Here is a 14,795-nt window from a genome sequence, read left to right as displayed (position 1 = left end):
AAACCGGCGGTGATATGCCGGTAAGTGGCAACGCATGACCTGGTTACCAGCAATGCTGGCCCCTTCGCGAGCAAGCCCGCTCCCACAGTGATCTGTGGCGTTCACAAAACCTGTGGGAGCGGGCTTGCTCGCGAAGAGGCCGGCACAATCACAACAAGTCAGCTAAGACTCAGTCTTGCCCACCTCATAATCACGCAACTTGTTGGCAATGGTGGTATGCGAAACCCCCAACCGCTTGCCCAGCTGCCGACTGCTCGGGTGCTCGGAATACAATCGCTCCAACACCGCCTTCTCAAAGCGCCCAACAATCTCGTCCAGCCCGCCTTCCAACGAAAAATCGCCAAGTGGCTGACGCACACCGTAGTCCGGCAGACGAATATGCTCGGCCTTGACCGTTCCGCCATCACACAGGGAAACCGCCTGGAACAGCACGTTTTCCAACTGCCGAACGTTGCCCGGCCAATGGTAATGACTGAGCCGGTCCATGGCCGCTGGCGCGAGCTTGGGCAGCGGGCAACCGATCTGCCGGCTGGCCTGATCGAGGAAGTGCTCCACCAGCGGCGTCAAGCCGTCCAGGCATTCGCGCAGCGGCGGGATGTGCAACGACAGCACGTTCAATCGGTGATACAGGTCCTGGCGAAACTCGCCCCGGGCACAGAGTTCGGACAGGTCGACCTGGGTCGCGCAGATCACCCGCACGTCGAGGTACACCTCTTCATCGCTGCCTACGCGACGGAAGCAGCCATCCTGCAGGAAGCGCAGCAATTTCACCTGCAGGCGCGGGCTCATTTCCCCGACACCATCGAGAAACAGCGTACCGCCCGCCGTCAGCTCCAACAGCCCGAGCTTACCCTCGGCCCGGGCGCCCTCGAACGCGCCAGGGCCATAACCGAACAACTCGGTCTCGGCCATGGATTCCGGCAGACCGGCGCAATTGAGCGCCATCAGCGGCGATTGCCCGCGCGGGCTGGCCAGATGGCAGGCCCGCGCCAACAATTCTTTACCGGTGCCGGTTTCGCCTTCTATCAATAGCGGCGCATCGAGCGGGGCCATGCGCCGGGCTTCGCGCACCACCGCCGCCATCACTTTCGAGCTTTGAAAGATGCTGTCGAAGCCGCGCAACTCCTGCTTGCGTACGTTATAGATGCGCTCGCCGACCCGGTCGGCGCGATGCAGGGTCAGCACCGCTCCGGCCATGGCTTCGCTGTCGTCATGCTCCGATTGCAGGGGCGCGATGTCGGCCAGGAACACATCGCCCTTGACCTTGACCCGCAGTCCGTTGATCCGCGATTTGTTGGCGCGCACCAGCTCCGGCAAATCGAAATCCTCGGCATAACGCGACAGGGGAATCCCCGGCACCTCATCTACCCGCACACCCAGCAACTGCGCCGCCGCGCGATTGGCCGCGACGATGGAGCCACCCATGTCGATCGACAGCACCGGAAACTCCAGGGCGCCGAGCAACGCATTGAGCTCCATGTGCCGACGCTCACTGGGCATTAGCCCTACACGCTTGACCCCAAAAACCCCGGCAATCGCCTCGAATTTCGGACGCAGTGCCTGGAACTGAATGTTGATCAGGTTCGGACAGTGCAGGTAGATGGCATTGCCATGCTCGCCACCCACTTCACCGCGGGCGACGTTGATACCGTACTCGACCAACAGGTTGAGGATGTCGCGCAGGATGCCGATGCGGTTCTGGCAGTGGACTTTGATACGCATAAATAGGCCTGAAAAAAGCGGTGATTGAGGTGCATGCCTAGCGCGCAAACTGTGGGAGCGGGCTTGCTCGCGAAAACGTCTGCATATCCAACAGTGATGTATCAGGCAGACCGCTTTCGCGAGCAAGCCCGCTCCCACAAGAGATGCTGCAGCGCCTTCAGGCGTATTTTTCTGCGGGAGCGCTCAGATAGTCGTCAAGATTATGTGACAGATGTAGGGCTTTTCCCACCCGCCAATCTCAACATTTACGCGATGACGGCCAATACGTAACGAAAACTTTACGATAATCCAGGGATTTTCCCGCGCAGGACGCCGCTCACCTGCTGCAGCGCTGCAATTGATGGGGTATTCCTAGGTCCATAGCAGCACATAACAAGAACGAATCCCCTAGCAGGAGAGCAGCATGAAGCAGACGCAATACGTGGCTCGCGAGCCCGATGCGCATGGTTTTATCGACTACACCGCCGAAGAACACGCGGTGTGGAACACGCTGATCACTCGCCAACTGAAAGTGATCGAAGGGCGTGCGTGCCAGGAATACTTGGACGGCATCGAAAAACTCGGTCTGCCCCACGACCGCATTCCGCAACTGGGCGAGATCAACAAGGTCCTCGGTGAAACCACCGGCTGGCAAGTCGCCCGCGTGCCGGCGCTGATCCCCTTCCAGACCTTTTTTGAATTGCTCGCCAGCAAGCAGTTTCCGGTGGCCACCTTCATTCGTACCCGCGAAGAGCTGGATTACCTGCAAGAGCCGGACATTTTCCACGAGATCTTCGGCCACTGCCCGTTGCTGACCAACCCCTGGTTCGCTGAATTCACCCACACCTACGGCAAACTCGGCCTCAAGGCATCCAAGGAAGAGCGCGTGTACCTGGCGCGCCTGTACTGGATGACCATCGAGTTCGGCCTGGTCGACACCCCGCAAGGCCAGCGCATTTACGGCGGCGGCATCCTGTCTTCACCGAAAGAAACCGTGTATTGCCTGTCGGACGAGCCTGAGCATCAGGCATTCGATCCGCTGGAATGCATGCGCACGCCTTACCGCATCGACATCCTGCAACCGCTGTATTTCGTTCTGCCGAACCTCAAGCGCCTGTTCGACCTGGCCCACGAAGACATCATGGGCATGGTCCAGCAAGCGATGCAGATGGGTCTGCATGCTCCGAAATTTCCACCGAAACCCAAAGCGGCCTGAACCGCCGCTTTTTCGATCAAGTGAGTCTGTCAGGAACCGACGCTTTGCTTTAGCGTGGTGTTATTGACGGTCGATTTCCCTTTATCCCGATTTCAGGAATCCATCATGTCCACATTGAACCAAGCCCACTGCGAAGCCTGCCGCGCCGACGCCCCACAGGTCAGCGATGAAGAACTGCCGATCCTGATCAAGCAGATCCCGGACTGGAACATCGAAGTTCGCGACAGCATCATGCAGCTGGAAAAGGTTTTCCTGTTCAAGAACTTCAAGCACGCCCTGGCGTTCACCAACGCCGTCGGTGAAATCTCCGAGGCCGAAGGTCATCACCCTGGCCTGCTGACCGAGTGGGGCAAAGTCACCGTGACCTGGTGGAGCCACTCGATCAAGGGCCTGCACCGCAACGACTTCATCATGGCCGCGCGCACGGACATCGTTGCCAAGGACGCCGAGGGCCGCAAATAATGCATTTCGACGCCATCGGCCGGGTGCCCGGCGACCCGATCCTCGGTCTGATGGAGGCGTATGCGCAGGACCCCAACCCGCGCAAATTCGACCTCGGCGTGGGTGTCTACAAAGACGCCCAGGGCCTGACCACCATTCCCCAGGCGGTGAAGCTGGCCGAAGCGCGCCTGGTGGATCGCCAGACCACCAAGACCTACATCGGCGGTCACGGCGACGCGGCTTTCGGCAAAGTCATCAGTGAGTTGGTGCTCGGCGCCGACTCGACGCTGCTGAGCGAACAGCGCGCCGGCGCCACCCAGACCCCGGGCGGCACTGGTGCGTTGCGCTTGAGCGCTGACTTCATCGCCCAGTGCCTGCCGGGCCGTGGCGTCTGGCTGAGCAATCCGACCTGGCCGATTCACGAAACCATTTTCGCCGCGGCCAAGGTCAAGGTCAGTCATTACCCGTACGTGGGCAGTGACAACCGTCTCGACGTCGACGCCATGCTCGCCGCGCTCGAGCAAGCCCCCAAGGGCGACGTGGTGCTGTTGCACGCCTGCTGCCACAACCCGACCGGCTTCGATCTGTCCCATGACGACTGGCGCCGGGTGCTGGACGTGGTGCGCCGGCGCGAGTTGCTGCCGCTGATCGATTTCGCCTACCAGGGCTTCGGTGACGGCCTGGAGCAGGACGCCTGGTCGACTCGACTGTTCGCCGCCGAGTTGCCGGAAGTCTTGATCACCAGCTCCTGTTCGAAGAACTTCGGCCTGTACCGCGACCGCACCGGCGCGCTGATTGTCTGTGCGAAATCCGCCGACAAGCTGACCGACATCCGCAGCCAACTGGCCCACATCGCCCGCAACCTGTGGTCGACGCCGCCGGATCACGGCGCTGCCGTGGTGGCGACCATCCTCGGCGACCCGGAACTGAAAAACCTCTGGGCCGACGAAGTGGAAACCATGCGCTTGCGTATTGCGCAACTGCGCAGCGGTTTGCTCGAAGCGCTGGAGGCTTACGGTTTGCGTGAGCGCTTTGCGCACATTGGTGTGCAGCGCGGAATGTTTTCCTACACCGGGTTGACACCTGAGCAAGTGAAAGTGCTGCGGGATAACCATAGCGTGTACATGGTCAGTTCGGGTCGGGCGAACGTTGCCGGCATTGATGCTACGCGCCTGGATTTGCTGGCCGAGGCGATCGCCAAAGTCTGCAAATAACTTCCAAACACTGCAAATCCTGTGGAGCGGGCTTGCTCGCGAATGCGGAATGTCAGTCGACATCCATATTGACTGATCTACCGCTTTCGCGAGCAAGCCCGCTCCCACATTAGTTTTGCATTGCTCCTCTTATTTCCCTGTATATACAACCCCATTCGTCGAAACAAATGGATATAAAAGTCTGTTTGTCATTTCTACTCCTGTATCCTGCCCAGGCTTTTTTGAAAGCGCGGATCTACCAGATCTATCAACAGACTTAGCGAGGAGCGCGACCATGCACGAGATTCCTAATCTCCCCTTCCCAAGCCTGCACGTACCTGAGCAGACGACCACGCAACAAGCCGGTGCGCAACAGCCCGAGCCGAAAGAAGCCACTGACCGCCGCCAGGCAGACAGCGAAGACTGAAACACCCGCCGTACAGACTGTGTGGAAAGCGCTAACATGCGCTTTCCACACCGCCTGAACAGTGACCCCGCCCATGACCGACGAATTCGACGAAACCCAGGCCAGCCTCCTGATCGGCACCGCCGAGAAAATGATCGAGATCTGGAATCGCCTCTCCCCCGAGAAACAGGCCGCTTTGCTCGCCCGCTTCGGCAGCGAAGAAAACGCACTGGCCGCCCTGGTCACCACGCAACTGGTCGCACCTGCAAAGCCCGACTGATCCCGCCCGGTAAATAGTTTTACTTTTTCCACGACCCGCGGCCGCTCGCGCCGCTATCATAAGCAGCCTATCTATCCTGCTTTCCCGTGGACCTTTACCCATGTCTGAAAACCAGCGCCCCCTGGCGGTCACGCTGCAAGTCGTTTCCATCGTCCTGTTTACCTTCATCGGCTACCTCAATATCGGCATTCCATTGGCGGTACTGCCGGGCTATGTCCATAGCGACCTGGGTTTTGGTGCGGTGATCGCCGGGCTGGTGATCAGCGTGCAGTATCTGGCCACCCTGCTCAGCCGCCCCTACGCCGGGAAAATCATCGACAACAAGGGCAGCAAGCTGGCGGTCATGTATGGCCTGGCCGGCTGTGGCCTGAGCGGCGTGTTCATGCTGATCTCGGCCTGGACCCAAAGCCTGCCGATGCTCAGCCTGATCAGCCTGCTGATCGGCCGCCTGGTGCTCGGCAGCGCCGAAAGCCTGGTGGGCTCAGGCTCCATTGGTTGGGGCATCGGCCGGGTCGGCGCGGCGAACACCGCCAAGGTCATCTCCTGGAACGGCATCGCCAGTTACGGCGCATTGGCCGTGGGCGCCCCCTTGGGCGTGTTGCTGGTCAAGCAGCTGGGCTTGTGGAGCATGGGCGTGAGCATTGTCCTGCTGGCGCTGCTTGGCCTGCTGCTGGCCTGGCCGAAAACCGCCGCGCCCATTGTGGTCGGCGAACGACTGCCGTTCATGCATGTGCTCGGTCGGGTCCTGCCCCACGGTTGCGGCCTCGCCCTGGGCTCGATCGGCTTTGGCACCATTGCCACCTTCATCACCCTGTACTACGCCACCCAACACTGGGACAACGCCGTGCTGTGCCTGAGCCTGTTCGGTGCGAGCTTCATCGGTGCGCGCCTGCTGTTCGGCAACCTGATCAATCGCCTCGGCGGTTTTCGCGTGGCGATTGCCTGCCTGTCGGTGGAAACCCTGGGCCTGTTGCTGCTATGGCTGGCGCCCGATGCGCACTGGGCGTTGGCGGGCGCGGCCTTGAGCGGTTTCGGTTTCTCGCTGGTGTTTCCGGCGCTGGGTGTCGAAGCGGTCAACCTGGTGCCGGCCTCCAGCCGCGGGGCGGCGGTTGGCGCCTATTCGCTGTTCATCGACTTGTCGCTGGGGATCACCGGGCCGTTGGCTGGTGCGGTTGCGGCGGGCTTCGGCTTTGCCTCGATCTTCCTGTTCGCCGCCCTCGCCGCCTTGAGCGGCCTGGCGTTGAGCGTTTACCTGTACCGGCAGGCACCGAAGCAACGCCAGGCGCGGGATTCACGCTAGAAGTCGACCTTGCCGCGCCCGGCCTTGATGTTGCCGCGCTTGCTCTTGGACTCGAGCCGACGGGTCTTGGACCCGAGGGTCGGCTTGGTCGGCCGGCGCTTCTTTTCGACCTTGGTGGCACTCTGGATCAACTCGACCAGACGCTCCAGCGCATCGGCGCGGTTCTGCTCCTGGGTCCGGTATTGCTGGGCCTTGATGATCAACACGCCTTCGCTGGTGATGCGACTGTCGCGCAGCGCCAACAGCCGCTCCTTGTAGAACTCGGGCAAGGACGAAGCCGGAATGTCAAAGCGCAGGTGCACCGCGCTGGAGACCTTGTTGACGTTCTGCCCTCCCGCACCCTGGGCGCGAATCGCCGTCAATTCGATCTCGGCATCCGGCAGATGCACGTTGTTGGAAATCACCAGCATGGAAAAGCGTCCGTATTCGAGAGTGTTCAGGATACCGCGAATAGATTGAAGGAATGCGGACCTTGTGGGAGCGTGGCTTGCCCGCGATTCAGGCGCCACGGTTTATCAGGGGCACCGCCTTATCGTTCATCGCGGGCAAGCCACGCTCCCACAGGTTTTTGCTGCGCTATAAAAAACCCGGCACTTGGCCGGGTTTGTTTTTACTGTGTGCAGTTATTCCACCGCTGGCTGCAAGGCGCGCTGTGCGCTGCGCTTGTTCTTGATGCCGTAGCAGACCCACATGAACACGAGCCACACCGGAATCGCGTACACCGATGTCTGGATCCCCGGAATCAACAACATCACGCCGAGGATGAACAACACGAACGCCAGGCAGATGTAGTTGCCGTATGGGTACCAGAAGGCCTTGAACAGCGGCGTCTGTTTGGTCTTGTTCATGTGCTGGCGGAACTTGAAGTGCGAGTAGCTGATCATCGCCCAGTTGATCACCAGGGTGGCCACCACCAGCGACATCAGCAGTTCCAGCGCGCTGTGCGGGATCAGGTAGTTCAGCAGCACCGCGATCAGGGTCACGGCGGCCGAGGCCAGGATCGAACGCACTGGCACGCCGCGCTTGTCGATCTTCGCCAATGCTTTCGGCGCATCGCCCTGCTCGGCCATGCCCAGCAGCATGCGGCTGTTGCAGTAGGTGCCGCTGTTGTACACCGACAAGGCCGCGGTCAGGACCACGAAGTTGAGGATGTGCGCAGCGGTGTTGCTGCCCAGCATCGAGAACACTTGCACGAACGGGCTGCCGCTGTAGGAATCACCGGAGGCGTTCAGGGTGGCCAGCAAGCTGTCCCACGGGGTCAGCGACAGCAGGATCACCAGCGCACCGATGTAGAAAATCAGGATCCGGTAGATCACCTGGTTGATCGCTTTCGGGATCACGGTCTTCGGCTTGTCGGCTTCAGCTGCGGTGAAACCGAGCATTTCCAGGCCACCGAAGGAAAACATGATGAACGCCATGGCCATCACCAGGCCGCTGATCCCATTCGGGAAGAAGCCGCCGTGGGACCACAGGTTGCTGACCGCCGCTTGCGGGCCGCCGTTGCCGCTGACCAGCAGGTAGCTGCCCAGGGCAATCATGCCGACGATCGCCACGACCTTGATGATCGCGAACCAGAACTCGGCCTCGCCAAAGACTTTGACGTTGGCCAGGTTGATCACGTTGATCAGCACGAAGAACGCCGCTGCGGAGGCCCAGGTCGGGATGTCCGGCGCCCAGTAGTGGATGTATTTGCCGACCGCCGTCAGCTCCGACATACCGACCAGAATGTACAGGATCCAGCAGTTCCAGCCCGACAGGAAACCGGCAAAGCCGCCCCAGTACTTGTGCGCGAAGTGGCTGAAGGAGCCGGCCACCGGATCTTCGACGATCATTTCACCTAGCTGGCGCATGATCATGAAGGCGATGAAACCGCAGATGGCGTAGCCGAGGATCATCGACGGGCCGGCGGATTTCAGTACCCCGGCCGAGCCGAGGAACAGACCGGTACCAATCGCGCCACCGAGGGCAATCAATTGAATGTGGCGATTTTTCAGGCCGCGTTTCAGCTCGCCTGAATGCGAGTTTTGTCCACTCATGAAAAGGGTCTCACGCAAGGTTTGATGATGTTCAGAAGGCGTTGCTGCTCAAGACAGACGTTAAGCAGCGCCGATCAAACCCCAGCGCAGGCACCAGGAGTTCAGCGTATTTACAACGGTCATGCGTCACCTGTTTGTTTTTATCTGTGACGAAATCGAACCCGGCGCGCTTGTGGCGCGGCGGAGTGAACAAGGCGGATAGCCTTGAGGTTTGCGCATTTGCGCAGGAGGTCACAGGTAAAACGCGGCGCATTGTACACCGGTAACCCCCTGTTGCCAGACCCCGCTGGATCAGCGTGTCGGTAGCCGGGATTGCATGTGTCCGCCTCGATGGGATCGGGCGACTGCAAAAAGGAGGTCAGACCTTTGCGGGTCATGGACCGGGACGGTGGAAAAACCGACCCGCGATGGGAGCTGGAAACGGATTGCGGCGTTCATTGCGCCTCCTTTTTGTTATGCACCTGCACGACAGGCATGGCGCGCATAACACCTTGCATGGGGGCGGGAAACAAGCGGGCTAGAGGGCTGGGGGAAGGACTTGAGCGAATTGAGCGTAAGAATTTTTTTACGGCATTACGGGAAAGGCGATTTCATGGGGTTAATACGGGGATTTCGTCATGAAATCTTTACAGCCTGTCATTTTGACTTTCCACTTCGGAATCACTGGTGCAGCGACTGGCGCTTTCGCGAGCAAGCCCGCTCCCACAGTGGATCGCATTTATCTGTGCCGACTCGGTCACCTGTGGGAGCGGGCTTGCTCGCGAAAGCGTCCTCAAAAACGCTACAGGGCTAAAACCAGGCACAAAAAAAACGCCAACCCGAAGGCTGGCGTTTTTCATGAAGCGCTTTCCGATTACTCAGGCTTGCGACGACCAAACCCCGGACGCTGACCGGAACCGGCCGGTGCGCCACGGCGTTTGCCCGACGGCGCATCACCGTCGACCAGCTTGATCCCCGGACGCTTCGGCGCCGGCTTGGTCGGACGCTTGGTGTCGGCCGGACGATCAGCTACCGGCGTACCACGACCTTCGCCACGCTCGGTACGGCCATTGGCCGGACGCGGCGTGCGTGGACCGCGCTCACCGTCCTGACGAGCAGCCGGCTTGCGCGCCGGGCGCTCGCCTTCGATCTGCGGCTCGCGGCTGGCACGTGGCGCTGCAGGTGCGGCGGTGGCTGGACGCAGGGTCCGTACGCGCTCGGTCTTGGCCATTGGTCGCGACGATTTACGCTGCATCCGGTCAAGCTTGTCTTTGCTCTTGGCGTTCATCTGCGGCATCGCGACCGGCGTCAGGCCGACCTCGGCACTCAGGATGTCGACTTCGTACTGGCTCATTTCGCGCCAGCGACCCATCGGCAGGTCCGAGTTGAGGAACACCGGACCGAAACGCACGCGCTTCAGACGGCTGACCACCAGGCCCTGGGATTCCCACAGGCGACGTACTTCGCGGTTACGACCTTCCATCACCACGCAGTGGTACCAGTGGTTGAAACCTTCGCCGCCCGGCGCCTGCTTGATGTCGGTGAATTTGGCCGGGCCGTCTTCGAGGACCACGCCGGCTTTCAGGCGCTCGATCATCTCGTCATCGACTTCGCCACGCACACGTACCGCGTATTCACGGTCCATTTCGTAGGAAGGGTGCATCAGGCGGTTGGCCAGCTCACCGTCGGTGGTGAACATCAGCAGGCCGGTGGTGTTGATGTCGAGGCGCCCGATGTTGATCCAGCGACCTTCTTTCGGCTTTGGCATCTTGTCGAACACGGTCGGACGGCCTTCCGGGTCGACACGGGTGCAGATTTCGCCATCGGGCTTGTTGTACATGATCACGCGGCGGACCGACTCGGCGGCCTCTTCACGCTTGATGACCTTGCCGTCGATGGTGATGGCGTCGTGCATGTCGACGCGCTGGCCAAGGGTGGCGTCTTTGCCGTTGACCTTGATCCGGCCGTGGCTGATCCAGGCTTCCACGTCACGGCGCGAGCCGACGCCGATACGGGCGAGGACCTTCTGCAGTTTTTCGCCTGCTGGGCCGATTTCCTGGTCGTCTTTCTGGTCTTTGATACTCATCTGGGCACCTCCCGGTGTGTTCTGAAAACTGGGTACTTGGGCGAAGGGATCGCCGAAGGGTCGCGAATCATACGCGCATGTGGGCGTTTGCGCATCAGAGACTAGCTGATGAATGCAAGGTTATTGGCTTTTCCGCCGGCCGGTGATCCACTGTGAACACTTTCCCCCACATTGGAACTGTGTCAGTCGTCGAATTCGCGGCGTTCGGCTTCGATGGCTTCGGCCAGGGCCAAGGCTTCGGCTTCTTCGTCGGATAGCTCCGACTCGGGTTTCGGCTGTTCGAGGGCAGCGACGGCGGCCAGGAGCTTTTCGCGAGCCTCGGCAACGCCGAGGATGTCGTCTTCCTGCTCGGGCTCAGCTTCGGGTTCAACCTGTTCCGCTTCGATGTCAGGCTGCTCCGGATCAATCCCCGGCAACTCACCATCACGCAACAAATCGTCGAAATCGGTCTTGATCCCCTCCTCCATGCTGTCCAACTCCAGCAACAGCGTATGGAAACTGGTCTCTTCCTTGGGCTCTTCCGGCTCCGCGCTGGCGTCGGCCAGTTCTTGCAGCCCTGCAGGTACTGGCGCGTCGTCGAAATCGAGCACCGGGTCCGGCTCCAGTTCGCGTACCTCGGCCAGCGGCGGCAGGTCATCCAGGTTCTTCAGGTTGAAATGATCGAGAAACGCCTTGGTGGTGGCGAACATCGCCGGCTTGCCCGGCACATCGCGGTAGCCGACGATGCGGATCCACTCGCGCTCCATCAGCGTCTTGACGATCTGGCTGTTGACCGCCACGCCCCGCACATCCTCGATCTCGCCCCGGGTGATCGGCTGGCGATAGGCGATCAAGGCAATGGTTTCGAGCATGGCCCGCGAGTAGCGCTGCGGCCGCTCTTCCCATAAGCGCCCGACCCACGGCGAAAACTTTTCACGGATTTGCAGGCGATAGCCGGAAGCAACCTCCTTCAACTCGTAGGCGCGGCCATCACAGGACTTGCCCAGGATGGTCAGGGCTTTCTTGAAGACCGCCGGTTCCGGGCGCTCGCCCTCTTCGAAGAGCTCGAACAGGCGCTCCAGCGATTGCGGTTTTCCAGAGGCCAACAGAAAGGCTTCGAGCAGTGGCGCCAGCTCGCGGGGTTCACTCAGGTTCATGATTGGACTCGTTATTCGGCTCGTGCTCGGACGTGGATCGCGGCGAACGGCTCATTCTGCACCAGCTCGACCAAGGATTCCTTGACCAGCTCGAGAATTGCCATGAAGGTCACGACAACCCCCAGGCGCCCTTCCTCGGCGGTGAACAGCTCGACGAACGGTACGAAACCGCCGCCCTTGAGCCGTTCCAGCACATCGCTCATGCGTTCGCGGGTGGACAGTGCTTCGCGGCTGACCTGGTGGCTTTCGAACATGTCGCCACGGCGAAGGACCTCGGCCATGGACAGCAAAATCTCGGACAAGCGCACATCCGGCAACAGTTTGCGCGCCCTGGCTTCCGGGGCATCGAGCTTGGGCACCACCACGTCGCGACCGACCCGGCTCAGGCCATCGATGCCTTCGGCGGCGGCCTTGAAACGCTCGTACTCCTGCAAGCGACGGATCAGTTCGGCGCGCGGGTCTTCTTCCTCGTCCTCGACGGTTTCAGCCCGCGGCAGCAGCATCCGCGACTTGATTTCGGCCAGCATCGCGGCCATCACCAGGTATTCGGCGGCCAGTTCCAGGCGCACCGACTGCATCAACTCGACATACCCCATGTACTGACGGGTGATTTCCGCCACCGGGATGTCGAGGATGTTGATGTTCTGTTTGCGGATCAGGTACAGGAGCAGGTCGAGGGGGCCTTCGAAGGCTTCGAGAAAGACCTCCAGCGCATCCGGCGGGATGTACAGGTCCAGCGGCATTTCCATGACCGCCTGGCCATAGACCATGGCGAAAGGCAGCTCTTGCTGGGCCCCGGCCTGACTGTCGACGGGTTCAACTGCGGACATCTAGGCCTCGACCATGAACGGCGCAGGGTCGCCACAACCGACACGGATCACTTCCGGCTCGCCGTCGGCGAGGTTGATCACCGTGGAAGCCTTGATCCCGCCGAAACCGCCATCGATGATCAGGTCGACCTGATGCTCGAGCAACTGGCGCATTTCGTAAGGATCGGTCAAAGGATCCTCGTCGCCCGGCATGATCAGCGTCACGCTCATCAACGGTTCGCCAAGCTCTTCGAGCAACGCCAGGGCAATCGGATGGCTCGGCACCCGCAGGCCGATGGTGCGCTTTTTCGGATGCAACAGCAGGCGCGGGACTTCACGGGTGGCGTTGAGGATGAAGGTGTAGGGCCCTGGAAGGTGAGCCTTGAGAATGCGGAAGGTGCCCGTGTCGATCTTGGCGAACAGCCCCAGTTGTGACAGATCGCTGCAGATCAGCGCAAAGTTGTGCTTTTCGTCGAGCTGGCGCAGTCGGCGTACGCGCTCCACGGCGACCTTGTCGCCGATCTGGCAACCGATGGCGTAGGAGGAGTCCGTGGGATAGATCACCACCCCGCCCTTGCGAATGATCTCGACAGCCTGCTTGATCAGGCGCGCTTGCGGGTTTTCCGGATGAATCTGGAAAAATTGACTCACATTCTCTACCTGTTCAGACGACGGCAATATTTGGGTCATGTTTGAATCGACACCACAGTGGTGGCAGATCCTCCGGAAGCGGGCGATATTCACCGATCTCGGACCAGCCTCCAGGGCCATGAAAATCACTGCCGGCGCTGACCAGCAGACCGAACTCGCGGGCCAGAATAGCCAGGCTGCCCACTTGCTCGGCAGGCTGATGGCCATTGACCACTTCGATCGCGTGGCCCCCTGCTTGAATATAGTCGGCAATCAGGCGGCGACGCTTGCTGCGAGTGAATTCGTAGTGCCAGGGGTGGGCCAGACTGACCCACGCCTTGGCCGCGCGCAGGGTTTCGACGGTTTCTTCCAGGGTTGGCCAGTGTTGCTTGACGTCGCCCAGCTTGCCGGCACCCAGCCATTTGCGGAACGCTTCGGCGCGATCCTTGACGAAACCTTCGCGCACCATCCAGTCGGCGAAGTGCGGGCGGGCCGGCGCGTTACCGCTGTCGCCCAGGGCCTGCTGGACTTCCCGGGCGCCTTCGAGCGCCCCCGGCATGCCTTTCAACGCCAGTTTGCGGCTGATTTCCTCGGAACGTAGCCAGCGGCCGTCGCGCAACTTGGCAATCGCCTCGACCAACGGCGCGGCATTGACATCGAAACCGTAGCCCAGCACGTGAATGGTCGCGCCGCCCCAGGTGCAGGACAATTCGACGCCATTGACCAGTTGCATCCCCAGCGCATTCGCTGCACAGCGGGCCTCGTCGAGGCCTTCGAGGGTGTCGTGATCGGTCAAGGCCAGGACTCGCACGCCTTTCTCGAACGCTCGCGCAACCAGGATCGCAGGCGCCAGGGCGCCATCGGAGGCCGTGCTATGGCAGTGCAAATCAACATTCACAGGGCTTTGTAACCTCAAATCAGCTGGCGCTATCGCGCGCCCATATGTTTGTTATTATGCCGCCACATCCTGCTTCTGGCTGCCACTGTGAAACAATTCATCGATTTCATCCCGCTCCTGCTGTTTTTCATCGTCTTCAAGATCGATCCACGGGTCGTCGACATTGCCGGCCACGAGGTCACTGTAGGCGGCATCTACAGCGCCACCGCGATGCTGATCATCAGTTCCCTGGTGGTCTACGGCACGCTGTTCATCAAGCAGCGCAAGCTGGAGAAGAGCCAGTGGCTGACCCTCATCGCCTGCCTGGTCTTCGGCAGCCTGACCCTGGCCTTCCACAGTGAGACCTTCCTGAAATGGAAAGCTCCGGTGGTCAACTGGTTGTTCGCCCTGGCGTTCATCGGCAGCCACTTCATCGGTGACCAACTGCTGATCAAGCGCATCATGGGCCACGCGCTGAGCCTGCCGGAGCCGGTCTGGACGCGCCTGAACATCGCCTGGATCGCGTTTTTCCTGTTTTGCGGTGCCGCCAACCTGTTCGTCGCGTTCACGTTCCAGAGCTACTGGGTCGACTTCAAGGTCTTCGGCAGCCTGGGCATGACTTTGCTGTTCCTGGTCGGCCAGGGCATCTACCTTTCCCGCCACCTGCACGACGCCGATACCACAACGCCGAAAACCGAGGACTGA

At 60.8% G+C, this 14,795-nt stretch carries 15 protein-coding genes; 7 read left to right on the top strand and 8 right to left on the bottom strand.

The window, feature by feature from the left end:
* Nucleotides 1-162 precede the first annotated feature (162 nt).
* The gene (locus DKB71_RS08385) at nt 163-1,722 is read right to left on the bottom strand and encodes a sigma-54-dependent phenylalanine hydroxylase transcriptional regulator PhhR (protein ID WP_020796934.1); all 1,560 of its coding nucleotides are present in this window, start codon (nt 1,720-1,722) and stop codon (nt 163-165) included.
* Between the two features lie 403 nt (nt 1,723-2,125).
* Between DKB71_RS08385 and phhA the strand changes: the two genes are divergently transcribed.
* From phhA to DKB71_RS08355, 6 genes are all read left to right on the top strand, one after another.
* Entirely contained in the window at nt 2,126-2,917 is a 792-nt protein-coding gene (gene phhA, locus DKB71_RS08380) for a phenylalanine 4-monooxygenase (RefSeq protein ID WP_274074831.1), read from the top strand.
* Between the two features lie 105 nt (nt 2,918-3,022).
* Nucleotides 3,023-3,379 (top strand): 4a-hydroxytetrahydrobiopterin dehydratase, encoded by a 357-nt coding sequence (locus tag DKB71_RS08375; RefSeq protein WP_046816880.1) that lies wholly within the window; start codon nt 3,023-3,025, stop codon nt 3,377-3,379.
* On the top strand, nt 3,379-4,572 hold the full coding sequence (locus DKB71_RS08370) for an amino acid aminotransferase (protein WP_408600067.1): 1,194 nt from the start codon (nt 3,379-3,381) through the stop codon (nt 4,570-4,572). Before DKB71_RS08375 ends, DKB71_RS08370 begins: the two co-directional genes overlap by 1 nt.
* 274 nt (nt 4,573-4,846) lie before the next feature.
* Nucleotides 4,847-4,978 carry a hypothetical protein gene (locus DKB71_RS08365; protein WP_015096286.1) on the top strand — a complete coding sequence of 44 codons (132 nt, stop codon included), beginning with the start codon at nt 4,847-4,849 and terminating at the stop codon, nt 4,976-4,978.
* A 73-nt stretch (nt 4,979-5,051) separates the two neighbouring features.
* Nucleotides 5,052-5,237, top strand: a complete 186-nt coding sequence (locus DKB71_RS08360; protein WP_274074829.1) for a hypothetical protein — start codon at nt 5,052-5,054, stop codon at nt 5,235-5,237.
* Between the two features lie 100 nt (nt 5,238-5,337).
* A complete protein-coding gene (locus DKB71_RS08355; RefSeq protein WP_274074828.1) occupies nt 5,338-6,537 on the top strand; it encodes an MFS transporter in 1,200 nt (399 codons plus the stop codon).
* Here DKB71_RS08355 and arfB read toward each other — a convergent pair.
* From arfB to DKB71_RS08320, 7 genes are all read right to left on the bottom strand, one after another.
* Entirely contained in the window at nt 6,534-6,947 is a 414-nt protein-coding gene (gene arfB, locus DKB71_RS08350; RefSeq protein ID WP_008055510.1) for an alternative ribosome rescue aminoacyl-tRNA hydrolase ArfB, read from the bottom strand. The two genes, DKB71_RS08355 and arfB, sit on opposite strands and share 4 nt — an antisense overlap.
* A gap of 213 nt (nt 6,948-7,160) precedes the next feature.
* On the bottom strand, nt 7,161-8,573 hold the full coding sequence (locus DKB71_RS08345) for an amino acid permease (RefSeq protein ID WP_408600066.1): 1,413 nt from the start codon (nt 8,571-8,573) through the stop codon (nt 7,161-7,163).
* Between the two features lie 853 nt (nt 8,574-9,426).
* Nucleotides 9,427-10,638, bottom strand: a complete 1,212-nt coding sequence (gene rluB / locus DKB71_RS08340; RefSeq protein WP_408600065.1) for a 23S rRNA pseudouridine(2605) synthase RluB — start codon at nt 10,636-10,638, stop codon at nt 9,427-9,429.
* 182 nt (nt 10,639-10,820) lie between these two features.
* On the bottom strand, nt 10,821-11,774 hold the full coding sequence (scpB, locus tag DKB71_RS08335; RefSeq protein ID WP_408600064.1) for an SMC-Scp complex subunit ScpB: 954 nt from the start codon (nt 11,772-11,774) through the stop codon (nt 10,821-10,823).
* Between the two features lie 11 nt (nt 11,775-11,785).
* Nucleotides 11,786-12,484, bottom strand: coding sequence for a ScpA family protein (locus DKB71_RS08330; protein WP_178134427.1), 699 nt, complete (start codon nt 12,482-12,484; stop codon nt 11,786-11,788).
* A 120-nt stretch (nt 12,485-12,604) separates the two neighbouring features.
* A complete protein-coding gene (locus DKB71_RS08325) occupies nt 12,605-13,234 on the bottom strand; it encodes an L-threonylcarbamoyladenylate synthase (protein WP_046816873.1) in 630 nt (209 codons plus the stop codon).
* 13 nt (nt 13,235-13,247) lie between these two features.
* The gene (locus tag DKB71_RS08320; RefSeq protein WP_274074824.1) at nt 13,248-14,111 is read right to left on the bottom strand and encodes a PHP domain-containing protein; all 864 of its coding nucleotides are present in this window, start codon (nt 14,109-14,111) and stop codon (nt 13,248-13,250) included.
* 87 nt (nt 14,112-14,198) lie between these two features.
* Here DKB71_RS08320 and DKB71_RS08315 point away from each other — a divergent pair, with 87 nt between their 5' ends.
* Entirely contained in the window at nt 14,199-14,795 is a 597-nt protein-coding gene (locus DKB71_RS08315; RefSeq protein ID WP_008055521.1) for a septation protein A, read from the top strand.

Source organism: Pseudomonas sp. PLMAX, assembly GCF_046042685.1.
GTDB lineage: Bacteria > Pseudomonadota > Gammaproteobacteria > Pseudomonadales > Pseudomonadaceae > Aquipseudomonas > Aquipseudomonas putida_AE.
The sequence above is the reverse complement of the archived record's forward strand: the minus strand, read 5'-3'. Positions and strand labels throughout refer to the sequence as shown.